This window comes from Luteibacter jiangsuensis, assembly GCF_011742555.1.
GTDB lineage: Bacteria > Pseudomonadota > Gammaproteobacteria > Xanthomonadales > Rhodanobacteraceae > Luteibacter > Luteibacter jiangsuensis.
In genome coordinates this window covers 601,652-625,220 of the sequence record NZ_JAAQQR010000002.1, presented here as the reverse complement: position 1 = coordinate 625,220, position 23,569 = coordinate 601,652, and the positions used below count along the sequence as shown (strand labels likewise).

General features: G+C 65.9%; 23 protein-coding genes. 13 read left to right on the top strand and 10 right to left on the bottom strand.

Annotation, left to right across the window (positions count from 1 at the left end):
- Nucleotides 1–15: 15 nt before the first annotated feature.
- Together HBF26_RS06560 and HBF26_RS06555 are read right to left on the bottom strand one after the other, a co-directional pair.
- On the bottom strand, nt 16–789 hold the full coding sequence (locus HBF26_RS06560; RefSeq protein ID WP_167030922.1) for an ABC transporter permease: 774 nt from the start codon (nt 787–789) through the stop codon (nt 16–18).
- Complete coding sequence (locus HBF26_RS06555; RefSeq protein ID WP_167124246.1) at nt 786–1,718, bottom strand: ABC transporter ATP-binding protein; 933 nt, start codon at nt 1,716–1,718, stop codon at nt 786–788. Before HBF26_RS06555 ends, HBF26_RS06560 begins: the two co-directional genes overlap by 4 nt.
- 83 nt (nt 1,719–1,801) lie before the next feature.
- Between HBF26_RS06555 and HBF26_RS06550 the strand changes: the two genes are divergently transcribed.
- Together HBF26_RS06550 and HBF26_RS06545 are read left to right on the top strand one after the other, a co-directional pair.
- A complete protein-coding gene (locus HBF26_RS06550; protein WP_167124244.1) occupies nt 1,802–2,548 on the top strand; it encodes an FAD-binding oxidoreductase in 747 nt (248 codons plus the stop codon).
- Nucleotides 2,549–2,593: 45 nt separating this feature from the next.
- Nucleotides 2,594–3,874, top strand: coding sequence for a peptidase MATCAP family protein (locus HBF26_RS06545; protein ID WP_167124242.1), 1,281 nt, complete (start codon nt 2,594–2,596; stop codon nt 3,872–3,874).
- 6 nt (nt 3,875–3,880) lie between these two features.
- On the opposite strand, the gene HBF26_RS06540 is transcribed toward HBF26_RS06545, so the two are convergent.
- Complete coding sequence (locus HBF26_RS06540; RefSeq protein WP_167124240.1) at nt 3,881–5,878, bottom strand: reprolysin-like metallopeptidase; 1,998 nt, start codon at nt 5,876–5,878, stop codon at nt 3,881–3,883.
- Nucleotides 5,879–6,182: 304 nt separating this feature from the next.
- Between HBF26_RS06540 and HBF26_RS06535 the strand changes: the two genes are divergently transcribed.
- The 3 genes from HBF26_RS06535 to HBF26_RS06525 all read left to right on the top strand — a co-directional run bounded on the left by HBF26_RS06535 (nt 6,183) and on the right by HBF26_RS06525 (nt 11,904).
- Nucleotides 6,183–8,483, top strand: a complete 2,301-nt coding sequence (locus HBF26_RS06535; protein WP_167124238.1) for an NADP-dependent malic enzyme — start codon at nt 6,183–6,185, stop codon at nt 8,481–8,483.
- A gap of 274 nt (nt 8,484–8,757) precedes the next feature.
- A complete protein-coding gene (gene aceE / locus HBF26_RS06530) occupies nt 8,758–11,451 on the top strand; it encodes a pyruvate dehydrogenase (acetyl-transferring), homodimeric type (protein ID WP_167124236.1) in 2,694 nt (897 codons plus the stop codon).
- A gap of 117 nt (nt 11,452–11,568) precedes the next feature.
- Nucleotides 11,569–11,904, top strand: coding sequence for a DUF4377 domain-containing protein (locus tag HBF26_RS06525; protein ID WP_167124234.1), 336 nt, complete (start codon nt 11,569–11,571; stop codon nt 11,902–11,904).
- Between the two features lie 165 nt (nt 11,905–12,069).
- Here the strand turns inward: HBF26_RS06525 and HBF26_RS06520 are convergent, their stop codons facing one another.
- From HBF26_RS06520 to HBF26_RS06505, 4 genes are all read right to left on the bottom strand, one after another.
- Entirely contained in the window at nt 12,070–12,393 is a 324-nt protein-coding gene (locus HBF26_RS06520; RefSeq protein WP_167030945.1) for a hypothetical protein, read from the bottom strand.
- Between the two features lie 94 nt (nt 12,394–12,487).
- Nucleotides 12,488–13,171: a glutathione S-transferase family protein gene (locus tag HBF26_RS06515; RefSeq protein ID WP_167124232.1), complete on the bottom strand. Its 684-nt coding sequence runs from the start codon at nt 13,169–13,171 to the stop codon at nt 12,488–12,490.
- A gap of 74 nt (nt 13,172–13,245) precedes the next feature.
- Nucleotides 13,246–14,553, bottom strand: a complete 1,308-nt coding sequence (locus HBF26_RS06510; protein ID WP_167124230.1) for a thioredoxin fold domain-containing protein — start codon at nt 14,551–14,553, stop codon at nt 13,246–13,248.
- A 61-nt stretch (nt 14,554–14,614) separates the two neighbouring features.
- Nucleotides 14,615–15,874 (bottom strand): MFS transporter, encoded by a 1,260-nt coding sequence (locus tag HBF26_RS06505; protein WP_167124228.1) that lies wholly within the window; start codon nt 15,872–15,874, stop codon nt 14,615–14,617.
- A gap of 107 nt (nt 15,875–15,981) precedes the next feature.
- On the opposite strand from HBF26_RS06505, the gene HBF26_RS06500 reads away from it, so the two are divergent.
- Nucleotides 15,982–16,689: an outer membrane protein assembly factor BamD gene (locus HBF26_RS06500; protein ID WP_167124226.1), complete on the top strand. Its 708-nt coding sequence runs from the start codon at nt 15,982–15,984 to the stop codon at nt 16,687–16,689.
- Nucleotides 16,690–16,722: 33 nt separating this feature from the next.
- On the opposite strand, the gene HBF26_RS06495 is transcribed toward HBF26_RS06500, so the two are convergent.
- Nucleotides 16,723–17,544 (bottom strand): ferritin family protein, encoded by an 822-nt coding sequence (locus HBF26_RS06495; protein WP_167124224.1) that lies wholly within the window; start codon nt 17,542–17,544, stop codon nt 16,723–16,725.
- 72 nt (nt 17,545–17,616) lie between these two features.
- Nucleotides 17,617–18,030 carry a universal stress protein gene (locus tag HBF26_RS06490; RefSeq protein WP_167124222.1) on the bottom strand — a complete coding sequence of 138 codons (414 nt, stop codon included), beginning with the start codon at nt 18,028–18,030 and terminating at the stop codon, nt 17,617–17,619.
- Nucleotides 18,031–18,217: 187 nt separating this feature from the next.
- Between HBF26_RS06490 and HBF26_RS06485 the strand changes: the two genes are divergently transcribed.
- From HBF26_RS06485 to HBF26_RS06465, 5 genes are all read left to right on the top strand, one after another.
- Nucleotides 18,218–18,673, top strand: coding sequence for a hypothetical protein (locus HBF26_RS06485; protein ID WP_167124221.1), 456 nt, complete (start codon nt 18,218–18,220; stop codon nt 18,671–18,673).
- A 118-nt stretch (nt 18,674–18,791) separates the two neighbouring features.
- Nucleotides 18,792–19,319 carry a peroxiredoxin gene (locus HBF26_RS06480; protein ID WP_167124219.1) on the top strand — a complete coding sequence of 176 codons (528 nt, stop codon included), beginning with the start codon at nt 18,792–18,794 and terminating at the stop codon, nt 19,317–19,319.
- A 2-nt stretch (nt 19,320–19,321) separates the two neighbouring features.
- Entirely contained in the window at nt 19,322–19,864 is a 543-nt protein-coding gene (locus HBF26_RS06475; protein WP_167124217.1) for a hypothetical protein, read from the top strand.
- Between the two features lie 72 nt (nt 19,865–19,936).
- Complete coding sequence (locus tag HBF26_RS06470; RefSeq protein WP_167124215.1) at nt 19,937–20,689, top strand: DUF2884 family protein; 753 nt, start codon at nt 19,937–19,939, stop codon at nt 20,687–20,689.
- Between the two features lie 66 nt (nt 20,690–20,755).
- Entirely contained in the window at nt 20,756–21,190 is a 435-nt protein-coding gene (locus tag HBF26_RS06465; RefSeq protein ID WP_167124213.1) for a PA2169 family four-helix-bundle protein, read from the top strand.
- Nucleotides 21,191–21,213: 23 nt separating this feature from the next.
- Here HBF26_RS06465 and HBF26_RS06460 read toward each other — a convergent pair whose 3' ends face one another.
- Nucleotides 21,214–21,435 (bottom strand): hypothetical protein, encoded by a 222-nt coding sequence (locus HBF26_RS06460; protein WP_167124211.1) that lies wholly within the window; start codon nt 21,433–21,435, stop codon nt 21,214–21,216.
- 493 nt (nt 21,436–21,928) lie between these two features.
- On the opposite strand from HBF26_RS06460, the gene HBF26_RS06455 reads away from it, so the two are divergent.
- Both HBF26_RS06455 and HBF26_RS06450 read left to right on the top strand, forming a co-directional pair.
- Entirely contained in the window at nt 21,929–22,567 is a 639-nt protein-coding gene (locus tag HBF26_RS06455; RefSeq protein ID WP_193569783.1) for a response regulator, read from the top strand.
- A gap of 111 nt (nt 22,568–22,678) precedes the next feature.
- Entirely contained in the window at nt 22,679–23,512 is an 834-nt protein-coding gene (locus HBF26_RS06450; RefSeq protein WP_167124210.1) for a DUF2884 family protein, read from the top strand.
- Nucleotides 23,513–23,569 lie beyond the last annotated feature (57 nt).

The following is a 23,569-nucleotide window of genomic DNA, read 5'->3' as shown; positions in this document are numbered from 1 at the left end:
ACCCTGGCCGCTGGGTCAGGAACGCAGGCCGACGCCGCGCGTGAGCAGGCGCAGGGCCACGGCCGCCAGTCCGACCACGAACACCAGCATCACCACGAATGCCGTGACGATGGGTACGTCGCTGACACCGAGCACGCCGAAACGGAAAGCGTTCACCATGTAGAGGATCGGATTGGCGAGCGAAATGGTGTGCCACGGCTCGCCCAGCAGGTCTACCGAATAGAAGACGCCGCCGAGATAGGTGAGCGGGGTGAGCACGAAAGTCGGCACCAGGGCGATATCGTCGAATTTCTTCGCGAACACCGCATTGACGAAGCCCGCAAGGGAGAAGACCGATGCGCCGAGCACCACCGAGAGGAACGTGATGAGCGGATGCGCCACGTGCAGGTCGGTGAAGAACAGCGCGATGACGAGCACCAGGGCGCCGACGATCACGCCGCGCACCACGGCACCGGTGACGTAGCCAAGCAGGATGACCCAGTTCGGCATGGGCGACACCAGCATTTCCTCGACGAAGCGGCCGAACTTGGCCCCGAAGAACGATGAGGAGATGTTGCCGTAACTGTTCGTGATGATGCTCATCATGACCAGGCCCGGCACGATGTACTGCATGTAGGTGAAGCCGTGCATCGTGCCGATGCGGCTGCCGATGAGCTTGCCGAAGATGACGAAGTACAGCGTCATCGTGATGGCGGGCGGGATCAGCGTCTGCGTCCAGATGCGCAGGATGCGCATGATCTCGCGGCGGACGATAGTGCCCAGGGCGACAAGGTTCGTGGCGCCGCTCATGCCGCGTTCTCCCGGCCGTGCTCGACCAGACGGACGAACAGTTCCTCGAGGCGGTTGGCCTTGTTGCGCATGGAAGTGACGGTGATGCCGTGCCCGGAAAGCGCGGCGAACAGGGAGTTGAGATCGTGGGCCCGGGACATTTCGGCTTCGATGGTGTGGTCGTCGAGCTTGCGCAGCGCGACGCCCGGAAGGGTGGGCAGGGCGTCGGGCACACTCGACACGTCGAGCACGAAGGTCTCGACGTCCAGCGTGGCGAGCAGGCTCTTCATCGTGGTGTTCTGCACGATGCGGCCCTGGTCGATGATGGCGATGTTGCGGCAGAGCTGCTCGGCTTCCTCGAGGTAATGCGTGGTGAGGATCACCGTGGTGCCGGCGGCGTTGATGCCGCTGACGAACTGCCACATCGACCGGCGGATCTCGATGTCGACACCGGCGGTCGGTTCGTCGAGGATCAGGAGCTTGGGCTCGTTCATCATGGCGCGGGCGATCATCAGGCGCCGCTTCATGCCGCCGGACAGCATGCGCGCCTGGTGGTGCGCCTTGTCCCAGAGGCGAAGCTCCTTCAGGTACCGCTCCGCGCGCTCCGAGGCTTCGGCCCGGCCGATGCCGTAGAAGCCGGCCTGGTTCACGCAGATGTCGAAGGGTTTTTCGAACTGGTTGAAGTTGATCTCCTGGGGAACCAGGCCGATCAGGCGCATCGCCTCGCTGCGATGCTTGTGGATCGACACGCCAAACACCTCGGCGTCGCCCGACGAGGCGTTCACGAGGGAGGAAAGGATGCCGATGAGGGTGGACTTGCCGGCGCCGTTGGGGCCGAGCAGGGCGAAGAAATCCCCCGGCTGGACGGTGAGGGAGACGCCCTTCAGGGCCTCCACGCCGTTTCCGTAGGTCTTCCGTAAATCGTTGACGTGCAAAGCGGGAGTGGTCATGGGCTGCGCCGAAATGACAAGCCGCCTATTATACCGGGCTTTGCCGGGGTGCTTTCGTTCCCCGGCGTCAACAGAGACTTTCCATGGCCGAACAGTTCCAGTTGCGCCTCGTCGACAGCTTCATGCTCGCCCCGACGGTTCGCCACCTGTCTTTCGAGCGGGTCGACGGCCAGGCACTGGCCTTCGTGCCGGGCCAGTTCCTGCAGGTGCACTTCCATTACGACGACGGCAAGGCCACCAAGCGCAGCTATTCGGTGGGCACGGTCGGCGACGGCAGCAATCCGGTGCAGAGAATCGAAATTGCCGTGAGCTACGTGGACGGCGGCGCCGCCACGGCCCTGCTGGGCGGCCTCCAGCATGGCGACACCATCGACGCCAGCGGGCCCTATGGCCGGTTCTGTCTCATGGACGGCGATACCAACAGCCGGTACATCCTTATCGCCACCGGGACGGGCGTCACCCCGTACCGGGCCATGCTGCCGCAGATCGAAGCACTGATGGCCTCGCGCGGCTGCCGTTTCGTGCTGCTGTACGGCGCAAGGAACGAGGGTGAGCTGCTGTACGGGGAGGAGTTCGAAGCCTTCGCGCGTGCCCATGAAGGATTCACCTTCCATCCCTGCCTGTCCCGCGGCGCCCGCCCCCATCCGCGTCCCCACGACCGCCTGGGCTACGTGCAGGACATGCTCGCCGAGCTCGAGCCGAAACCCGAGGGCGATATCGCCTATCTCTGCGGCAATCCGAACATGGTGGACGCCGCGTTCTCGGCACTGAAGGAGCACGGGCTGGCCGTGCAGCATATCCGTCGCGAGAAGTACATTTCCTCCCGGTAACGCCGCGCGGAGGCAGGAGCCGGGCAGGGCCTATAATCGCCAACCATGCATGCGACCGCCCCTTCGTTGAACCTTTCCCCCGAGATGCGGCGCTACGCGGCGCTCGACCAGCGCCTGCTGGCCGCGGCCGGCACCATCCGTATCCTGCCCACCGTGTCGTGGCCGGCGTCCGTGGAAGAGCGGCTGATCGAGGAATTCGGCGCGGGCCGCGTGTCGATTCCCGACATCCGCTATCACCCCCCGGTGCTGGACCAGACGAAGGCGGAGCTGGAGGCCATCGAAGCGGAGGTCGACGAAGACCATCCGATCGCGGACTACCTGAGGCGCACCGCCGAGTCGTGGCGCATCGCGGCGGACATGCTGCATGGGGCCGGTACGGACCGGGTCACCGAGACGTCGGTGCAGCTGTACGGCAAGCCCGGCGACGCCATCCCGGGCAGCAATCGCAGCAACCTCGACGCGGCGCGCTATTTCGTCGACCTCGCCGACGAACTGGGCGCGGACCTGGAAACCGAGGACGCGACCGGCAACATTCCGGCGGAGGAACTCCGCCGCGACATGAGCGAGCGGCTGGACGCTTTCTTCGCGCCCGGCACCATTTCCGTCCAGGTGGACCCCGAGCTCACGGCGAAGGCCGCCGCCGGCGCCACCCGCATTCGCCTGCGGGGTGGCGTGCGCTTCACCGAATACGACCGCCACCAGCTGCTGGCGCACGAAGCGTTCGTGCACTCGCTTACGGCGTTGAATGGCCGCGAGCAGCCGGTCCTGGCCTCGCTGGCGCGTACCTCGCCGCGCGTCACGGCAACGCAGGAAGGCCTGGCCGTGTTCGCCGAACTGATGTCCGGCGCCATCGACATTTCGCGGCTGAAGCGCATCAGCCTGCGTATCCTTGCCATCGACATGGCGCTCAACGGTGCCGATTTCGTCGACGTATTCCGCTACTTCCGCGACTGCGGGCAGCATGTGGCCGACAGCTTTCATTCCACCCAGCGCGTGTTCCGCGGCGTGCCGCTCACGGGCGGCTCGGCCTTCGCGAAGGACAACGTCTACCTGAGCGGCCTGCTGGCGGTGCACACGTTCTTTCGCTGGGCACTGCGTCAGCGCCGGCTCGACCTGCTACGCAACCTGTTCGCGGGAAAGCTGGCGCTGCACGATGTGATGAGCCTCGAACCGCACTTCGAAAGCGGCGACATCGCGTTGCCGCGCTACCTGCCCCCGTGGATGCAGCACGTGCACGGTCTGGCCGGGAAGCTGGCCTTCTCGCTGTTCGTGAACCACATCCACATGGCGGGCGTCGAGGCCGAGGAAATTTCCCTCGGCCTCTGAGGATTCCTAACGCACCTGAATCCGCGGCGAGAGGGCGAAAAAGCGGCCATCGGCACAGGCGACGCGGATTCGCGCATCGCTCGATGCGGCGATATCGGCGGGTATCTGCACCCTGGCCTGGCCTTCGTTCGGCACCTGCCGCGCGAGCGGCGTGGCCAGGAAGGTGAACCCGCCGTCCACGGACAGGTCGATGCGCACCGACGGGCACGCGATGGGGGGCTTCACCGTATCCGCGGTATCCCAGCGCACGGCTCGCCGGCTGCCGCGCCGAAGGGTTGCCGCCTGTGCCGGCGTCGTGATTGCGAAAGCCCTGCCCGTATCCACCACTCTTACGGTTCGGTCGGCATAGACGGCGGGCGATCGCAGGCCCTCGTGCTCGTCGCGAACCGTCATGCGGAAACGCAGTCGGCGATCGCTTGTCGGCAGGGTGTCGCCTTGGTCGGGGGGCTCGATGCCCAGCAGGACGGCCATGGCGGGAAAGGTCTGCGTTCCGTCGGCATTGGGCTTGCGGGAGCGAAAGAGGGGCCCCGTGCCACGGTCGGAGAGGATCGCGTCGAACTGGAAGTCGCCGAGATCCATCTGTTCGAACGTGTAGCTGAGCTGCGCGTCGGGTTCCGCGAACTGCGCGGTGCCGGCCAACTGGAACGCCGTGCGGGCCGGAACCGTCAACGGGCGCTCCCATCCTTCCGTGTCGAGCCACGGCGTACGAACGCGGGCGGGCTCGGTGACGGCGCATGCGCCGCCCGGGCCGGCCAGCCATGCCCCCACCTCTTCGATGCTGATGCCATGGAAATAGTCGTCCGACTGGCTTTGCAGGTCGTATGCGCCACACAGCCCTGCGTAACCCATCACGGTGGAGCCGCTTCCGGGCTCGAGCGCCGTGCCCGCCGCCCACTGTTCGCGCGCACAGCCATTGAATGTGTGCGATGCACCGAACTGGTGTCCGAGTTCGTGGGCGATGAAATCGACATGGAAGGGGTCGCCAAACGGCTTTGCATTGCCCGTCATGCCGGCGGCCTTGGCCAGTGCGCGATCCTCCGGCTTGCCCGTCCAGCGCGTGCATGTGGTGCCGACCGCTCCGACGATGCCGCTGTCGCGCCGTGCGTCCAGCAGATGGCCCACATCGAACGCATCCTCGCTCAGGGTTCGCGCGACGACTTCCACGTTCCTCAGGGCCATTTCCCTGTCGTATGACTCGTCGTCGGGATCGAGGTCGACGAACGGATCCGTGTGGTTCGGGGTGAACACCAGTTTGTCGTTGTCTTCGGCCAGCACGAGGTGTACGCCGAGGTCCCGCTCGTATATGCGGTTGATGCGGTTGATCGCTGTCACGATGCCCTGCAGCGCCTGGGCCCGCGTTCCGCCGTGGCTTTTCGTATACGAGGGCGTGGCGGTCATGGCGATACGCAAGGTGCGATACACCCCTGTGTCCGTTCGTGGCCGCGAAGTCTCGTTCGTGCCGGTGGCCGCCGTGCCTTCCATGGTTTCGGCATGGGCTCTGGTACGGCTGGCCGATCGCCGCACTATCTCGTGATACCGGTCGGCGGGAGCGATGCCCGGATCGGCGGGTGCTTCCGGGCGGACGAACCAGTCACCGGCGGGATCGCTGACGGCGGCGCCGATGCCGTCGGGCCCCATGTCCACGCGAGCGCGGCGTCCGTGGGCGTCTTCGCCACGCATGCTCTTCAGTTCGGGGTAGCGCGAGGCGAGGCCTGGCGGAATCACTCCGGACGGCCGCAGCGTGAAGGTGCTGCTGCCGCCACCCGGCAGCGGCAGCTCCACGGACGATGTGGCACTTCCCATGCGCCGCATCGTTTTCGCGAAGGCATCGCGGTCGAGGATCACCCGACGGGTGGACGCCGGAGGGGTGGGCGCGAGGCGGGCGGACGGGCGTTGCTGCACCTTGGGCGCGTCGCGCCAGAGGGACTCGTCTGCCCGGACGGCCGACGACACGAGTGCGAGAAGGCCCGACAGGGCATAGATGATCGGATGACGGGTGCGCATGTCGAATCCTTTCCAGGGGGAGGGGCGCGCCCGGCGTCATGCCGGGCAAAAGGCATGAAACCCCCGCAGAAGCGGCAAAATCTGTAGGTGGATTCGTAGCTTCGTGTCGGGAACGTACGCACCCGCACGGGGGCGCGTGGCAGGCGTGCATCGCGTCGTCATGTCGGCGTCCATATCACTGCATGTCGCATTGCCACACAGAGCCGACGGCGGCAGCCATGCTTGCCGGTGATACCATTCCCGCTTGCACCGAGGCCCCATGGGCGCGTGCACCCTTCCGACCCGTTACGTCCCACAGGATCCCATGGCCATTTCCGAGGAACTGAGGCAAGCCGCTCTCGAATATCACCGCCTTCCGCGCCCGGGCAAGATCAAGGTCACGCCGACGACGTCGCTGCTCACGCAGCGCGACTTGTCGCTGGCCTATTCGCCGGGCGTCGCCGCGGCGTGCGACGCGATCGTGGCGGATCCGAAACAGGCTGCCGAGCTCACGGCGCGTTCCAACCTCGTCGCGGTGATCTCGAACGGCACGGCGGTCCTGGGCCTGGGCAACATCGGTGCGCTGGCGGGCAAGCCGGTGATGGAGGGCAAGGGCGTCCTCTTCCAGAAGTTCGCCGGCATCGACGTGTTCGACATCGAGATCGACGAGACCGATCCGGACAAGCTGGTCGACATCATCGCCAGCCTGGAGCCCACGTTCGGCGGCATCAACCTCGAGGACATCAAGGCCCCCGAGTGTTTCGTGGTCGAGCGCAAGCTGCGCGAGCGGATGAAGATCCCGGTCTTCCACGACGACCAGCACGGCACCGCGATCATCGTCGGCGCGGCCGTGCTCAATGCGCTACTGGTGACGGGCAAGAAGATCGAAGACGTGAAGCTGGCCACCACCGGCATGGGCGCGGCGGGTATCTCGTGCGTCGATATGCTGGTGACGCTGGGCATGCGCAAGGAAAACATCCTCGCGTTCGACCGCGACGGCGTGCTGCACACCGGCCGCACCGACCTCGACCCCGACAAGCAGCGCTACGCACGCGACACCGACAAGCGCACCCTGGCGGAGATCGTCGAGGGCGCGGACATCTTCCTGGGGCTGTCGGCCGGCGGCATCCTGAAGCCGGAAATGGTCGCGACGATGGCGGATCGTCCCATCATCTTCGCGCTGGCGAACCCGAACCCCGAGATCCTTCCCGAGGACGCGAAAGCGGTGCGCCCGGATTGCATCATGGCAACGGGCCGGTCGGATTATCCGAACCAGGTGAACAACGCGCTCTGCTTCCCTTATCTGTTCCGCGGCGCGCTGGACGTCGGCGCCACGGTGATCAACGAGGCCATGAAGGTGGCCTGCGTGAAGGCCATCGCCGAGCTGGCCCGCCGCGAATCCTCCGATGTGAGCGCGCGGGCCTATGGCACGAAGCCGCCGAGCTTCGGTGCCGACTACCTCATTCCACAGCCGTTCGATCCGCGCCTTCTCATCCAGCTACCGCCGGCCATCGCCCAGGCAGCCATGGATTCCGGCGTGGCCGAGCGCCCCATCACCGATTTCCCGGCCTACATCGAAAAGCTGACCAGCTTCGTGTTCCGCACGGGGCTGCTGATGAAGCCGGTGTTCGATCGCGCGAAAGCCGATCCGAAGCGGGTGGTGTACGCGGAAGGCGAGGAAGAGACCGTCCTGCGTGCCGTGCAGACGGTGGTGGACGAAGGGCTGGCACGGCCCATCCTCGTCGGCCGGCCGGACGTCATCGAGAAGCGCATCGCACGCGCGGGCCTGCGCCTGAAGCCCGGCATCGACTTCGAGATGTGCAACATTCATTCCGATCCGCGCTTCGAAGCGTATTGGCGGCTGTACCACTCGATCATGGAGCGTCGCGGCGTTACGCCCGCCTCCGCGAAGGCCGTCGTGCGTTCACGTCCGTCGGTCATCGCCGCGCTCATGGTGGAGCGCGGAGAGGCCGACGCGATGATCTGCGGCCTGGTGGGCACCTACCAGAGCAAGCTCGACTACATCCGCGACATCATCGGGCTTGACGAGGGCGTTACCGAGGCGTCGGCCATGGCGGCCGTGGCCACCGAGAAGGGCACGTTCTTCTTCCTCGACACCTACGTGCAGGAAGATCCGACCGCGGCCGAGATCGCCGAAGCCACGTTGCAGGCCGCCATCCGCCTGAAACTGTTCGGTATCCAGCCGAAGATCGCCCTGCTGTCGAACTCCAATTTCGGTAGCCGGGAGACCCGCAACGCGAAGAAGATGCGCGAGGCCCTGAGCCTGATCCGGGAGCGCGCGCCGCGGCTGGAGGTCGAGGGCGAAATGCAGGCCGACGTGGCACTGACGCCGGAGCTGCGCGAGCGGATCTTCCCGAACTCGCGCCTGGAAGGTAAGGCCAATGTGTTCGTCTTCCCGAACCTGGACGCCGCCAACACCACCTACAACATGATCCGCGTGCTCTGCGACGGCGTGGTGATCGGCCCGATCCTGATGGGCGTGGCCAAGCCGGCCCATATCCTCACGCCCCAGGCCACCGTGCGCCGGGTGGTGAACATGACCTCCGTCGCCTGCGTCGAGGCGCAGATCCGGGCCGGGAAGCCGCGGAACGTCGTAACTGATTGATCGGTCGTAAATTCCGTAGGATCGCGCCGTGCGCGCGACATGTTTTGGGGCCGAACCTGGGAGCTGGCGCGCCAGCCTGGGGACAGGGGCGAAAACATGTCGCGCGCACGGCGCGCTCCTACCCGTCAGGGCGTCCGGCCGGCATTTAACACGATCCAAACCTACATACTGCCGCGTATCTCGAAGCCTTGCGCTATCATGAAAAGGTTTTCCCGCCACCCCAGCGGCCTCTCTTAGTCCCCATGAGCGCGCGTCACGCGCGAGCGGAGCATCCATGGACCAGATCGACGACATCCTGAACCAGGACCTCGACCCCACCGAAACCCGTGAGTGGGTCGAATCGCTCAACGCCGTCATCAATCACGACGGTACCGAGCGCGCGCATTTCCTCCTGGAACGGATGGTGGATTCCACCCGTCGCGCCGGCGGTTACCTGCCGTTCGACCCGACCACGGAGTACGTGAACACCATCCAGCCGCACATGGAAGCGCGCAGCCCCGGCGACGCCGCGATCGAATGGCGCATCCGCTCGCTCATCCGCTGGAATGCCCTGGCCACCGTCGTGCGCGCCAACCGCAAGCCCGGCGACCTCGGCGGCCACATCTCCAGCTTCGCCTCGTCGGCCACGCTGTACGACGTGGGCTTCAACCACTTCTGGCGCGCCCCGAGCGCCGACCACCCGGGCGACCTGGTGTTCCACCAGGGCCATTCGGCGCCGGGCGTGTACGCGCGCTCCTTCCTGGAAGGACGCCTGAGCGAAGACCAGATGGACCTCTTCCGCATGGAAGTGGCGGGCAAGGGCCGCGGTCTGTCGTCCTATCCGCACCCCTATCTCATGCCGGACTACTGGCAGGTGCCCACGGTCTCCATGGGCCTCGGTCCGATCCAGGCGATCTACCAGGCGCAGTTCTGGAAGTACCTCGAGCACCGCGGCCTGATGCCGAAGACCGATCGCAAGATCTGGTGCTTCATGGGCGACGGCGAGTCGGACGAGCCGGAATCGCTGGGCGCCATCTCGCTGGCGGGCCGCGAGGGTCTCGACAACCTCATCTTCGTCATCAACTGCAACCTGCAGCGCCTCGACGGTCCGGTGCGCGGCAACGGCAAGATCATCCAGGAACTCGAGGGCGTGTTCCGCGGCGCCGGGTGGAATGCCATCAAGGTCATCTGGGGCAGCTACTGGGATCCGCTCCTCGCCCGCGACACCACCGGCAAGCTGCGCCAGCTGATGATGGAAACCGTCGACGGCGAGTACCAGGCATGCAAGGCCTTCGGCGGCGCGTACACGCGCGAGAAGTTCTTCGGCAAGTATCCGGAGACGGCCGCGCTGGTCGCCAACATGTCCGACGACGACATCTGGCGCCTGAACCGCGGCGGGCACGATCCGCACAAGGTTTACGCCGCCTACCACGCGGCCGTTAACACCAAGGGCATGCCCACCGTCATCCTCGCCAAGACGGTGAAGGGTTACGGCATGGGCGCCGCTGGCGAGTCGCAGAACCCCGCGCACAACCAGAAGAAGATGGACGCGGACGCGGTGCGCGCCTTCCGCGACCGCTTCAACATCCCGGTGCCGGACGACAAGCTCGACGAAGTGCCGTACTACCACCCGGGCAAGGACTCGGAGGAAGTGCAGTACATGCTCGAGCGCCGCCGCGCGCTCGGCGGTTCGCTGCCGCAGCGCCGCCGCAAGGCCGACCAGTCGTTCAAGGCGCCGCCGCTCGAAGCCTTCGAGCAGATCACGAAGGGCACGGGCGACCGCGAGATCTCCACCACCATGGCGCTCGTGCGCGGCATGAACCTCATGCTCCGCGACAAGGAACTCGGCCCGCGTCTCGTGCCGATCGTGGCCGACGAGGCCCGTACCTTCGGCATGGAAGGCATGTTCCGTCAGATCGGCATCTACGCGCCGTTCGGGCAGAAGTACCGCCCGCAGGACGCCGACCAGCTGCTGTACTACCGCGAAGACCAGAAGGGCCAGGTGCTGCAGGAAGGCATCAGCGAAGCCGGTGGCATGAGCGCGTGGATCGCGGCGGGCACCAGCTACAGCATCAGCAACGTGCCGATGCTGCCGTTCTTCATCTACTACTCGATGTTCGGCTTCCAGCGTATCGGCGACCTCTGCTGGGCGGCGGGCGACATGCGCGCGCGCGGCTTCCTCATCGGCGGAACGTCGGGTCGCACCACGCTGAACGGCGAAGGCCTGCAGCACGAAGACGGCCATTCGCACCTGCTGTCGGGCGCGATCCCCAACGTCGTCTCGTACGACCCTACGTTCTCCTACGAACTGGCGGTCATCCTGCAGGACGGCACGCGCCGCATGATGCAGGAGCAGGAAGACGTCTACTACTACATCACGGTGATGAACGAGAACTATGCCCACCCCGATCTGCCGAAGGGCAGCGAAGAGGGCATCGTCAAGGGCATGTACCTGTTCAAGGACGGCGGCAAGGCCAAGAAGAACGAGCCGCGCGTGCAGCTCATGGGCTCGGGCACGATCCTTCGCGAAGTCATCGCCGCCGCCGAACTGCTCGAGAAGGATTTCGGCGTCACGTCCGACATCTGGTCGGTGCCGAGCTTCACGGAAGTGCGCCGCGAAGGTTTCGACGCCGAGCGTTGGAACCGCCTGCACCCGGAATCCGAACAGCGTGTGCCGTATGTCACCGGACTGCTGGCGGATCGCCAGGGTCCGGCCGTGGCCGCCACGGACTACGTGCGCGAGTTCGCGGACCAGATCCGTGCCTTCATGCCGGACGGCATGCGTTACACGGTGCTGGGTACGGACGGCTATGGCCGCAGCGATACCCGTGCCAACCTGCGCAGCCACTTCGAGGTGGACCGCTACTGGATCGCCCACGCCGCGCTGGCGGCGCTGGCGAAGGACGGCAAGGTCAACGCCAAGGATGTCAGCCGGGCCATCAAGGAATACAAGCTGGACATGAACAAGCCGAATCCCATGACGGTCTGATAGCAAGCCCCTGTAATATCGCGAAGGCCGGGTATCCCGGCCTTTGTCGTTTTCGCATCACGCGTCGTCGATGGGCCAGGTGCTATTCCTCCACGCGTCACCGAACCGGACCTTGCCATGCGCTTGATCGCCATCGCCTGCACCGCCGCCGCCCTGGCCGCCTGCGCCACCAACCCGCCGGCTCACGGCTCGCGCTCGCGGTTGCTCTACATTGCCGGCGACAAGGTGCCTTGCAACAACGGCGTGCTGAAGACCGACTGCCTGCAATACCGGGAGCAGCCTACCGACCCCTGGCAGCCGACCTACGTACCGGTGGAAGGTTTCGACTGGAAGGCCGGCAACGAATACCTGCTGAAGATCACCGAGGTGCACGCCAAGGGAAGCTCGCCCCAGGACGCCTCGCGTGTCAGCTGGCACGTCGACAAGGTGGTCGAGCAACACCCCGTGCAGTAAGTACCGTCGCACGCGTTCTTTGTGGGAGCCGGCTACGCCGGCGATCCCGCGGCAGCGGGCACTTTCGCGAACTCGTATCGCCGCTGAAGCGGCTCCCACAGGGGAAGCCAAAAAAAGGCCGGGATCGCTCCCGGCCCCCTACCGCCCTGCGCAGGCAGACAGGTATCAATCGTCGTCGCGAAGCGCGTGGCGGATCAGCAGGAAGGTGCCGATGGCGGCAGCGGCGATGCCGATGGTGACGCCGGGATGACGCTGCACGCGGCGGCGCAGTTTCCGATACTGGTAGGTGGCCTCGTCGGCCAGATCCTCGGCCATGTAACGGATGCGCTGATCGTTCGCCCGGCGGGCCAACTTTCCGGTGATGCGGCGGCTGCGGTCGAGAAGGTCGCTGCCCGCTCCCGCGGCTTCGTCGGCGTAGTGACGGACGCGGCCGGAGACTCCGTTGACGGCGCTCTCGACATGGCGCGCGAACTCGCGATTTCTGCTCATCGGATGACTCCCTCGCTTGCTTCTACAGGCTGCCGACTTTGCAGGCCGTGTCGTGAGGGAGGCGTAAACAGCGGTGGTGTAATTGAGCCTCGATTCAGCGTGGCGACTTCGGAACGAGGTCGTAGTCACCGCCGCGCTCCAGGGCCGCGCGGTACGCGGGCCGGGCATGGATGCGCTCCAGGAACGCGTGCAGCGCCGGCCGCGAGGCATCCAGGGCGGCGCGGCTCGCCGCCGCTTCCAGGGGGAAGCTCATCTGGACGTCGGCGGCGGTGAACTCGTCGCCGGCGAACCAGCCGGTCTTGCCGATTTCGCCTTCGAGGTAGTCGAGATGGAGCTTGAGCTGCGGGTCGACGAACGCCTTCTGCGCACCGCGCGCAAGCATCCGGGCGATGGGTTTGGCGAAGAAGGGTACCGGCGCGGACTCCATGCGCACGAACACCAGCTTCAACAGCAGGGGCGGCATGGCCGAACCTTCCGCGTAATGCATGAAGTAGCGGTAGCGGAGCGCCTCGGGTGTGCCGGCGGGAGGCACGAAACGCCCATTGCCATAGCGCTCCAGGAGGTATTCGAGGATAGCCGCAGACTCGGCGAGCACCTGGTCGCCATCGACCAGCACGGGCGATTTCCCCAGCGGGTGGACGTCGCGGAGGCTCTTCGGCGCCAGCATCGTCTTCGGATCGCGCTGGTAACGGACGATCTCGTAGGGAAGGCCCAGTTCCTCCAGCATCCAGAGCACGCGCTGCGAACGGGAGTTGTTCAGGTGATGGACGACGATCATGGACCGGGCTCGGACTGGCGGGAGCCACGAAGGGTAGCAGTTCCCCGGCCCACGAAAGGGCCGGGGAGCGTCGGTCAGCCGGCGGTGGCAGTAAGCGATTCCTGAAGCTTCTTCGTCTGCTCGGGGAAGGCCTTGCCTTCCGCGGCCACGGTCTCCGCGACGCGCTGACGCGCCTCGTCGTCACGGTGCAGGGCCCGGAGCGCCTTCACCTGGAAGGAGGCGACGGTGATGCGATTCGCCCCGTAGGCCTTCTTCGCGGCTGCGTCCAGATAAGGTAGCCCTTCGGCCGGCTTGCCGTTCTCGACGAGCCGGCGGCCGTAGCGGTAGTTGTACACGTAGTCTTCGGGATAGGCGGCGATCAGCTGCTTCTCCAGCGTGTCCAGTTCCTCGCCGGCCTTCGCACGCACCAGATAGACGCGGAGATTGTCCGCGAGGTTGCGGTCGCTGCGCAGATCGCCGTGCAGCTTCTCGCGGCTGAGGTCGATGGCCTTGCGCAAGACCGCCTGCTCCCCGTCGTGGTCGCCCAGCGCGGCATCCAGATCGGCCGCCGTAAGCACGGCGCTGCGCTGGTCGGCGCAGGCGGGCGATGCGGTGAACACCTGCGTGTCGAGGTACTGCTTATACGGTGCTTCCTGCGGCGCCAGGAGGCGGCGACGCTCGTCGGCCTGTTGCTTTGCGCTTGCCTCGATCAGGTCGTCGAGGACATAGGGTCGGTCGCAGCCGATGTTGCCGGCGAGCACGCGGCCAGCGGCGTCGACGATGCCCTGGTCGTCCTTCTTGTCCTTTGCCTGCAGGAGCAGAAGCCGCTGCTTCGCAAGCGCGACGCGCTTGTCCTTGTCCGATACGTTGCGGACCATGGCAGGCAGGGAGTCGAACCACGCCATGCCTTCCGTGCCCTGATAACGGAGCTGGTAGGTATCGAGCACATCGGCCACGGCCGCCATGGAGCCCTTGGCTGCGTCGGCTTTCTGCTTCGACAGCCGCGCATCGCCGGACAGGATGCCCGCGACCTCGGTGTAGAAGGTGGCGCGCGGCCGCTCCGCGAGGATGCGGCCGAGTTCTTCGCCATCGGGGCCGATGAGCACATAGGTGGGAAGGAAATGGACGTTCAGTTTCTGCATCCATGCCTTGTCGGCAGGCTTGTCCGCATCGGCTTCGTAGAACACGACCTTGGTATTGAGGTCGTTCCACTCCTTGCCGTTGAGTACGTGGCTTGCCATGAAATAGCAGGAGTAACACCAGACCGCCTGGAAATCGACCATCACCGGCTTCTGCTCGCGCTTGCCCTGGGCAAGCGCTTCGTCGAGCGTGGCGGGACCCGGGTGCGCGGCCTGGGCCGCGGCAACGAAGGTGAAGAGCAGGGCGGCGAGCAGTCGCTTCATGGTGGCTTCATCCCCTTTGGAGGTATAGACGTCCACCTAATAGCACGCTTTTGGGCTCGTGTCAGACCGTACCGCTGGCGCCCTCGACCGGCTCGGGGTCCGAAACCAGCCCCTGGCGGCGGCGCAGGGACGGAAACCACCACATCCAGAGCCCCACCACCACGAGGGTGCCGATGCCCCCGATCAGGGTCGCGTTGACCGCGCCCATGGCCGCGGCGAGCAGGCCCGACTCGAATTCGCCGAGCTGGTTGGATGTGTTGATGAAGATGGCGTTGACCGCACTTACGCGTCCTCGCATGTCGTCGGGCGTTTCCAACTGCACCAGGGCGCCGCGGATCACCATGCTCACCATGTCGAACGCACCGAGCGCGAACAGCGCGACGACGGAGAGCCACAACACGTTGGACAGGGCAAACACCAGCGTCGCCAGACCGAACCCCGCCACGGAGGCGAACATGATCGGGCCGACGCGTCGCTCGAGCGAATGCCGCGAAAGCCACAGCGACATCAGCAGGGCGCCCACGGCCGGCGCGGCGCGCAGCACGCCCAGTCCCCACGGACCGGTATGGAGGATATCTTTCGCGAAGATCGGCAACAGCGCGGTGGCGCCGCCGAGCAGCACGGCGAACAGGTCGAGGGAGATCACCCCGAACACCGCCGGGCGGTGGCGGATGAAGTGGATACCGGCGAACAGCGTCTTGAGCGTGGCGGGTTCCCGGCGTGGTGGCAGGTGGTCGTACGCGAGCCGTGTCATCAACACGAGGGCGACGAGGTACAGCAGGGCGGACACCCCGTACACGGTCGCTGGGCCGGCCACATAGAGGAGGCCGCCGAGCGCCGGGCCGGCGATCATGGCGGCCTGGCCTGCCGCCGCGTTGGCCGCCATCGCGCGCGGCAGCACGTGCATCGGCACCAGGGCGGGAAGCATGGATTGCAGTGCGGGAAACTCGAACGTCTTCGCCAGGCTCACGACGAAGACGAGCGCCAGGATGCCGGTTTCGGTCAGGTGGCCGGAGAGGCTGAAGCCGGCGAGGAGCGCGATGGCGACCCATTCGATCGCCTGGCAGACGGCCACGATGCGGCGGCGGTCGAACTGGTCGGCCACGTGCCCCGCGGGCAATGCGAGCAATACCGACGGCACGAACTGCACGAGGCCGATGAGGCCAAGGTCGAGGGCGCGATGGGTGATCTCGTAGACCTGCCAGCCCACGGCCACCGACATCATCTGGAATCCGAAGCTGGACGCGTTCTTCGCGAACCAGAATTGCACGAACGTGCGATAACTGAGCAGCGAAGCGGCTTCCCGGGGAGTGGACGACATCGGCGATCCTTGAGGGGTTGCGACGATTTTACGCCCCCGTGGCGTCGTTTGATCGCGGCCGCGGTATCGGGGAAGCTAGGGGCTTTCCAGCCGGGGTCCGCAAGATCATGCGCCGTATCGCCTCACTCATCGCCTTCGCCGCACTCGTCGCCGGCTGCTCGTCGCCGCAGGACCAGCAGGCCGCGCAGACTCCCCCGCCGGACAACAGCGCTCAGGAAGCGGCGAAGAAGCTCGAGACCTATCAGCAGCTGCTGAAGCTGCACAACGACGGCCCGGCGGTGCAGTTGGGCCACGAGATCGTCGACAAATATCCCGAGACGCCCGCGGCCGCGGAGGTAAAGAAGACGCTGGGCGATCTCGAAACGTCGTACAAGGCCGCGAGTGAGAAAGCCCGCCTGGCGGCTCTGTGGCTTTACCAGACCTCGCCGATGCAGGGCGGCACGCAAAGCACGGCCACCATCCAGTCGAGCCGGCCCACCGGCGAGCAGACGGTTCGCCTGATCCTGCGCCGGCACACGGCGTGGGGCCAGAGCGTGTTCCTCTATGCCACCACGGGCAAGGGCTTCGTCTGCAAGGGCGATTGCTCGCTGAAGGCCAATTTCGACGGCAAGGCGAAGATCATCAAGGCGTTCCGGCCGCCCACGGGCGAACCGGCCCTGCTGTTCCGCAACGACGCCCAGTTCCTGAAAGACCTTGCGAAGACGAAGCGGCTGACCATCGACGTGGTGACCGTCAGCCGCGGCGAGACGACACTCCTGTTCGAAACCGGTGGTTTCGATCCGGCGAAGTGGACCCCGCTGCCGAAGAAGAAATGACGGCGGGTGCCCGGCTCGAAGAGCCGGGCTTCCTCAGTGAAGGAACAGCTTCTCGGTAATGCGCGTGAGCGGCCATTCCAGCATGGAGTTCACCTTCGGCGGCAGGTCGAGCGGACGCAGCAGCATCTTCACCGTCATCTCGGCGGGGATGTGCCGCTTCAGCAGACCTTCGGCACGCGAGGTGACGCGGCGGAACTCCGCGTCGTCGTGCGCCTTCTCCGGATAGCGCACGTTGAACACGTGGCGCAGCGCGATGTCGCTGTCTTCGTTCTTGATCTCGCGCAGGCGCTTCAGCAAGGTGCGGAACGTGCTGACCCGGCCGATGCCGTCGCGCTCGCGATAGACGCGGAAATGCTGGTAGAAGTGCTTGTAGTGCCGCACTTCGTCGCTCTTTATGTAGTTCGTGAGCTCCCGCAGCACCGGCTCGTCGGTCACGTCGTTCAATGCGCGATAGAGACTGGCGGTGCCGGTTTCCACGACGCAGCGCGCCGCGAGTTCCAGGCCGCGGTTCGGCTCCAGTTCCTCGGACGTGCAGACCGAGCCGTAATGGGCGAAGAAGTTCTTGAAGCCGGTGTCCCAGTCGAACTCCGGCCACACATGACGGACGTAGGCGGCCAGCGCGCGGCCGTGCTGCAGTTCCTCGTGTTCCCAATGGTCGCGAAGCCAGCCCTGCAACTCGTCGTCGCCGGCGAAGTGGTCCACGAGATTGTGGGTGTAAAGGTCGGATCCGCTTTCGACGAAGGACGAGCTGCACAGGAGCAGGAAGAGGTCTTCGTTGTCTCTGACCTTCGCGACATCGATGCGCGACAGGTCCAGTGTTTCGAGCGTCCATGGCAAGGTGGCGGCATAGCTCACTGCTGGCGTTCCCCGGTCTCTTTGTAATGTGGCCCGCACGGGCAATGGCAGGATTGTGACAAAGGCGGGCCGTCAGCGCACCACGGTGACCGGAACGTGGGCCTTGGCGAGCACATCCGTGGAGGTGGAGCCCACCAGCCAGCGGGCGAGGGCGCCCCGTTCGGTATGCCCGATGACGATATGGTCGACCCCGTGCTGGGCCACGTACGAGAGCAGGGCGTCGCCCGGGCTGCCGTGGACCAGGTCCACCTCGACGGGCACGCGCGAGCCCGGGTTCAGTCCGGCGACCTCGTCGCGCAGGGCCGTCAGCCGCTCCTCGCCGTTGTCGGTCATCATCAGGGCGGAGGTATCGGCGCCGTTTTCGATCTGGAGCACGGAAACGACATGCACGCGGGCACCGGCGCAGGCGGCCAGTTCCAGAGCGAAAAGACACGCCCGGCGAGCGGTCTCCGAGCCGTCGTAGCCGACCAGTATGTTTTTTGGCATAGCGAAGTCCTTGGCGGAGGGGATGACCCATAGTAGGCCCGGTCTCCCATGCGACGAAGCGGTTCACGGACCATGCACCAACCCACTCGGCGCCTGAACGGCTTCGGTCTCGCTCCGGATTTCTTCACAATCGTGAGTGGAGAATCCGCCTCGCAGTTTCCTGCCACCTTTTCCACGGAGAACGAACATGATCAAGCGCATCACGGGTATGGCCGCCCTGGCCCTGGCGGCGGCAGGTTCCTTCGGCATCCAGCCGGCCCAGGCGGCCGAGGCCGCTACGAAGTGCCACATGACCTTCAGCACCACGGGCTGGGCGGCGATCTACAAGAAGGCGGACGGCCGCGGTCACGTGCGCTGCGACAATGGCCAGAGCGCAGACGTGATGATCCACGTCCGCGGCGGCGGCCTCACCGCCGGCAAGTTCAGCATCGAGGGCGGCAAGGGCGAGTTCACCAACGTCAAGGGTCTCAGCGAGATCTACGGCGAATACGCAAGCGCCGGCGCCAATGCGGGCGTGGTGAAGAGCGCCGAGAGCGCCGTCATGACCAAGGGCGAAGTGTCGCTGGCCATTACCGGCACGGGTCGCGGCATCAACCTCGGCGTGGACGTGAGCAAGTTCGAAATCGAGCGGCTCGGGAAGTAATCCCTTTGGGGGCGCCCTTGCGGCGCCCCCATTTCTTGCGAATCTCACGGGCTGGCGCAACCCCGGGACGTCACGAGTACACTCACGGAATCCCATTCCCCATCCCGAGGTTCCATCCATGCGCCGCCTCATCACGTTCCTTGCGTTGTGCATCGTCACCGCCGCCGCCTGGGCCGCCGCGCCTGTCGTGGGCGACAAGGCGCCCGACTTCCGCCTGCAGGACCAGAAGGGCGATTGGCATACGCTGGAAACCCACAAGGGCAAGTGGCTGGTCCTTTATTTCTATCCCAAGGACTTCACGGCCGGCTGCACCACCGAGGTGTGCACCTACCGCGACGACACCGCCAAGCTGCATAAGGCCGGTGCGGTCGTCCTGGGCGTGAGCCTTGACGACGTCAAGTCGCACAAGGAATTCGCCGAGAAGTACCACGTGCCGTTCCCGCTGCTTTCCGACGCCGATAGCGCCGTGGCCGTGAAATACGACGTGCTCACCACGACGCCCACCGGGCAGAAGTACGCCCGCCGCGAGACGTTCCTCATCGACCCGGCCGGCAAGATCGTCAAGATCTACAAGGACGTGGACCCCGAGAAGAATTCGGGCCAGGTGCTGGCGGACCTCGCCGAGCTGAAGAAAGCGGGCGCCTGATCGTGTTCGGTGCCACCCGGGGCGTGAAGCGCCCGCGTCCTTTCGCGCCATGGCGCATCGTGGTGTGGCTCGTGATGCTGCTGGCCGCCGTCGGCCTGGTCATCAACACCTATGCCTCCGTGATCCTCGCCAAGGCGGTGGGCGCGGTCAGCGCGGAAGCCATTGCCGCCGGTGCCGGCGATCCGCGCGTGGGCATGATGTGGTCGCTTGCATACGCACTGGCGGCCTTCGTCGTGGTGGCCGTCGCGTTGGGCACCCTGCGCTGGCGCGAGTGGGGCCGGCGGGCCATGCGCGTCGTCGCCCTCGTCCTGCTTGTCTGGTCGGCCTACACGGCCTGGGGAGCGTTCGACCAATGGAGACAGCTCGGTGTGGTGCTCACCCAACCGGGACTGCCCGCCGAACTGCTCGCCACGGGCGAGAAACACCGCACGATCCTCCTTGTGGGACTCCTCCTCAAGGCGGTTTCGGTTCCCGTGTTGGGCTGGCTTTCCTGGGCACTCGGCACGGTGCGAGTGCGGCAGCAGTTCGGGTACGTTCCGCTTTAGAGGCCGCAGGGCGGTTCAGCGGGCATTCGTTCGTGTGCGGGTATCGAAGGGCCTTTCCTTCGGCCTCCCGTCATGCGCGCACGTTTCCCCGCTTTCGTCATCCTTCTTTGCGTTGCCGGCGGCGCCGGCGCGCAGGACCTCGCGACCACCTGTCAGGTCGCCAGCACCTACGATCTCACCGTGCGGCCGGACGCACTGGTTTTCGAACGCGCGGACGCCGCGCCGCGAACCGTGCGCATGCACGATGGCGCGCTGGACACCGATGGCAAGCAGGTGCCCTTGCGGCCGGACGAGCAGGACCGCGTGGCGCTTTTCGAGCGCCAGGTACGCAACCTGGTGCCCATGGCGAAAGCCATCGCCAATGACGGCGTGGACCTCGCGGCGCGAGCTGTACGCGACGAGGCAGCGACGGCGGCACCCTCGGCCGTGTCGGACGGCGAACTCGATCGGGTGCTGAATGCCCGCGTGGCCGACATCAAACGCCGCATCGCGGCCAGCCAGAGCACGCGCGACTGGCAGGAAGACGCCATGCGTGCCTACGCCCAGGAAATCGTTGCCGATGTGGGGCCGATCCTCACCCGGGACGTGGGAGGGCAGGCCATGGAGCTGGCCATGAACGGCGATCTCCAGGGCGCGGCAGCGCTGCGCGACCGTGTCGCGAACGTGACCACGGGCGGTCAGGCGCGCGTGGTGGCCAGGTTGGAGGCGGCGCTCAAGCCACGCATCCAGGCACTTTGTCCTTCCATCGGACAGCTCGTGGAGCTTCAGTCGGGACTCCACGACGCCGCAGGCAGGCCGTTGCTCCTCGTCGAGCGCGGCGGATGACCGGCGGCTGACCGCCGGCCGCCGCATTTAAGGCCGGCTAAGTAGGGCAGGACTATGGTCCGGCCCATGGAAAGCACTTCGAATCGCGTCGTCAACGGCCTGATCAAGCGCGTCATCGCGGACCGCGACCTGTACAAGCAGGCCGCACGCGGCGTGCGGGAGCCTGGCCTCAAGGTGATCCTCGAAGAATCCGCCGATGCCCTCACAGCCATTGCCCGGGACCTGCAAGCACAGGTGTCGTCGAAGGGCGGCAGGCCCGCCACCGCCGCGGGAGCGATGAGTGGTGTGCGGCGCACGATGATCGAGGCCTCGGTGAAACTGTCCAGCGATCCTGACGTGACCTACATCCGTACGCTGGAACAGATGGAACGCCGCCTGCTGGATGCCTTCGTGCGTCTGGAAGCGACTTCCGGCGATCGCGCCATGGTGGGGCGACACATCGCGCGTCTTCGCTTGTTGCACCTGGACATGACGAGTCTCGGCAGCGCCGCCGGACGTTAATGCGCACCGCTGTCGCGCCGGCGTCATGCCGCGTCGCGAATCTCCTGCAAGGTTCGATACAGGTGCACGTCGGCCATCACGTGCACCGGGTGGGACGACATGAGCGTTTCGCGATCGGCGAAATAGTTGGCGAACGCGATGGCGTCGACCGGATCTTTCCTGACAGCGATCTGCATGCCTTCGCGAAAGATGCCCCAGGCGTCGCCCACATCGGCGATGTGATATTCGATGGTGTGCGGCAGCATGACGGATGCCCCAAGAGCGCCGGACACAGCGCGTTGCATACAGGATGGACCGCGCACGGGTATCGAGAGAATAAGACAAGTCTGAAAAATTCGACTTGTTTTCTTGAGATGTTCCTGAGGCGACTCGACTCGTCGGCGCCCATAACGTCGTGTAGGGGCAACGCCTAGCGGGCGACGGAAGTCGGCGTATGCCCTCCGTGCGCGTCATGCAGATGCACTCGTCGGCTATCGCTCGCGATATCGCGACGACATGCTGTCCCGATCGCGGTCGCGTGGCCTGCAAGGCCAGAGCGGGGCAAACAGGCGCCTAGGAAATCCCCTTCGGAGCATGGCGTCGCCTGCACGAAATCGGGGCGAGGGAATGACCAATAATCTCAATCAGGTCATGGCGTTCCTTCGAACACGCGCGAACGTTTACTGTAATCTCCGCGCCGTACGACGAGTAACACATCTCACGGATGGCGGCTGCACCTTGCCGCCGGCGAGGAAAGACATGATTCTGCGCACGATCATTGCCGACGATCATCCCGTGGTGCTGATGGGCACGCGCGCGGCACTCGAAGCAGCAGGCGATATCGATGTGGTGGGCGAGGCCTCCAACGGTGACCAGCTTGTCGAACTGCTTGCGTCGCGTCCGTGCGATGTCGTCGTAACCGATTTTTCCATGCCCGGTGGCCGTCACGGCGACGGCCTTTCCCTCATCGATCTCATTCGTCGCCGTTACCCGCGCCTCCCGGTGGTGGTGCTCACGATGGTCAACAACGCGGCCGTGCTGCAGACCATGCGCACGCGCGGAGCGCTGGGGCTGTGCGACAAGCGCGCGCCGCTTACCGAGGTGGCAGTGGCGGTGCGGCAGGCGGCGGCGGGCCATGCATACCTCAGCGAGACCATTCGCCGGCAGTTCGACGAAGCCGGAGTCCTGTGCCGTGCCGACGCGGTGCGCCTGTCGGCCCGCGAGATCGAGGTGGTGCGTCTGTATGTCAGCGGCATGTCGATCGGCCAGATCGCCGAGCGCCTCAGCCGCAGCGTGAAGACCGTCAGCCGGCAGAAGCGCGACGCCATGCGCAAGCTCGGCATCGACCATGACAGCCGACTGTCCGAATACGCCAGGGAACGCGGCCTCAGCTCCTGACCGTGCCGGAAGTCACGGGATGACCAAACGCCCATGCGTCGCCAAGGCGTTCCTTTTAAACCTTGGGACGACAGGGCGCATCCTACCCGCGCCATCCCTGGGGAGAAGGACATGCGACATCCATTGATTCTTGGAACAGCGGCGCTCGCGCTCTCGCTGGCGGCCTCGACCGTGCCGGCGGAAGCGCACGGCTTCAATTTCAGCACGGACCCGTGCAAGTACGACTACTCCACGCCGTACGACGTGGACGTCACGGCGTCCGGTCTGTCGTTCCACCGTGCAAGCGGGACGCCTGCAAAGGTCTTCCTGCACGACGGCGCGCTGCGCGTCGACGGCAAGGACATCGCCGTGTCGCGCGCGGACGCCGATGCCCTGCGCCGTTATGAAGACGGTGTTCGCCGGCTGATGCCGCAAGTTGCCGAGATCGCGAGGGAGGCGACCCAGCTGGGCTTCTCGGCCATGACGACCGTGACCCTCACCTTCGCCGATGGCGACCAGCGTGCGGGCATGCTGGAGAAGCTCAAGCGCAAGCAGGCCCAGGCACTGCGGGAGATCGACGAAGGCATCGGGGCCGGGCACTGGTCGTCGGACCGCATGACCGAGACCCTTGCCGGTTCGATCAGCGATTCGGTGGGCGAGCTGGTCGGTTCGGTCACCTCCAGCGCGGTGACGGCGGCGCTTTCCGGCGATTCGAGCAAGGTGGCCGCCCTGCAGGCACGGGCGGAAGCCCTCGACAAGACGCTGGATCGGGAAATGGACAAGCGCTCGCACGCGCTGGACGCGAAAACCCAGAAGATCTGCCCGCAGATCGACGACCTCGCGGCGGTCCAGCGCGGTTGGGGCATTCGCCTGAGCGACGGCAAGCCGCTGGAGCTGCTGACGATCAAACCGAAGGAAAACAAGGATGACGACGAGAGCGCGCACAAGAAGGTGGCGTCGCCCTGAGCGTGCGGAGGGGAGCGGCGCGCCGGGTGCGCTCCCGTTCATGGTGCGGTGTTCACC

Excerpts from the sequence above, each read along its gene's own strand:
- HBF26_RS06480 (WP_167124219.1), top strand. The coding sequence starts at position 18,792 with ATGCGCCGCCTCATCACGTTCCTTGCGTTGTGCATCGTCACCGCCGCC.
- HBF26_RS06470 (WP_167124215.1), top strand. The coding sequence starts at position 19,937 with ATGCGCGCACGTTTCCCCGCTTTCGTCATCCTTCTTTGCGTTGCCGGC.
- HBF26_RS06560 (WP_167030922.1), bottom strand. The coding sequence starts at position 789 with ATGAGCGGCGCCACGAACCTTGTCGCCCTGGGCACTATCGTCCGCCGC.
- HBF26_RS06450 (WP_167124210.1), top strand. The coding sequence starts at position 22,679 with ATGCGACATCCATTGATTCTTGGAACAGCGGCGCTCGCGCTCTCGCTG.
- HBF26_RS06540 (WP_167124240.1), bottom strand. The coding sequence starts at position 5,878 with ATGCGCACCCGTCATCCGATCATCTATGCCCTGTCGGGCCTTCTCGCA.
- HBF26_RS06490 (WP_167124222.1), bottom strand. The coding sequence starts at position 18,030 with ATGCCAAAAAACATACTGGTCGGCTACGACGGCTCGGAGACCGCTCGC.
- HBF26_RS06510 (WP_167124230.1), bottom strand. The coding sequence starts at position 14,553 with ATGAAGCGACTGCTCGCCGCCCTGCTCTTCACCTTCGTTGCCGCGGCC.
- HBF26_RS06545 (WP_167124242.1), top strand. The coding sequence starts at position 2,594 with ATGCATGCGACCGCCCCTTCGTTGAACCTTTCCCCCGAGATGCGGCGC.
- aceE (WP_167124236.1), top strand. The coding sequence starts at position 8,758 with ATGGACCAGATCGACGACATCCTGAACCAGGACCTCGACCCCACCGAA.
- HBF26_RS06525 (WP_167124234.1), top strand. The coding sequence starts at position 11,569 with ATGCGCTTGATCGCCATCGCCTGCACCGCCGCCGCCCTGGCCGCCTGC.
- HBF26_RS06555 (WP_167124246.1), bottom strand. The coding sequence starts at position 1,718 with ATGACCACTCCCGCTTTGCACGTCAACGATTTACGGAAGACCTACGGA.
- HBF26_RS06485 (WP_167124221.1), top strand. The coding sequence starts at position 18,218 with ATGATCAAGCGCATCACGGGTATGGCCGCCCTGGCCCTGGCGGCGGCA.
- HBF26_RS06455 (WP_193569783.1), top strand. The coding sequence starts at position 21,929 with ATGATTCTGCGCACGATCATTGCCGACGATCATCCCGTGGTGCTGATG.
- HBF26_RS06550 (WP_167124244.1), top strand. The coding sequence starts at position 1,802 with ATGGCCGAACAGTTCCAGTTGCGCCTCGTCGACAGCTTCATGCTCGCC.
- HBF26_RS06520 (WP_167030945.1), bottom strand. The coding sequence starts at position 12,393 with ATGAGCAGAAATCGCGAGTTCGCGCGCCATGTCGAGAGCGCCGTCAAC.
- HBF26_RS06505 (WP_167124228.1), bottom strand. The coding sequence starts at position 15,874 with ATGTCGTCCACTCCCCGGGAAGCCGCTTCGCTGCTCAGTTATCGCACG.
- HBF26_RS06465 (WP_167124213.1), top strand. The coding sequence starts at position 20,756 with ATGGAAAGCACTTCGAATCGCGTCGTCAACGGCCTGATCAAGCGCGTC.
- HBF26_RS06515 (WP_167124232.1), bottom strand. The coding sequence starts at position 13,171 with ATGATCGTCGTCCATCACCTGAACAACTCCCGTTCGCAGCGCGTGCTC.
- HBF26_RS06500 (WP_167124226.1), top strand. The coding sequence starts at position 15,982 with ATGCGCCGTATCGCCTCACTCATCGCCTTCGCCGCACTCGTCGCCGGC.
- HBF26_RS06535 (WP_167124238.1), top strand. The coding sequence starts at position 6,183 with ATGGCCATTTCCGAGGAACTGAGGCAAGCCGCTCTCGAATATCACCGC.
- HBF26_RS06460 (WP_167124211.1), bottom strand. The coding sequence starts at position 21,435 with ATGCTGCCGCACACCATCGAATATCACATCGCCGATGTGGGCGACGCC.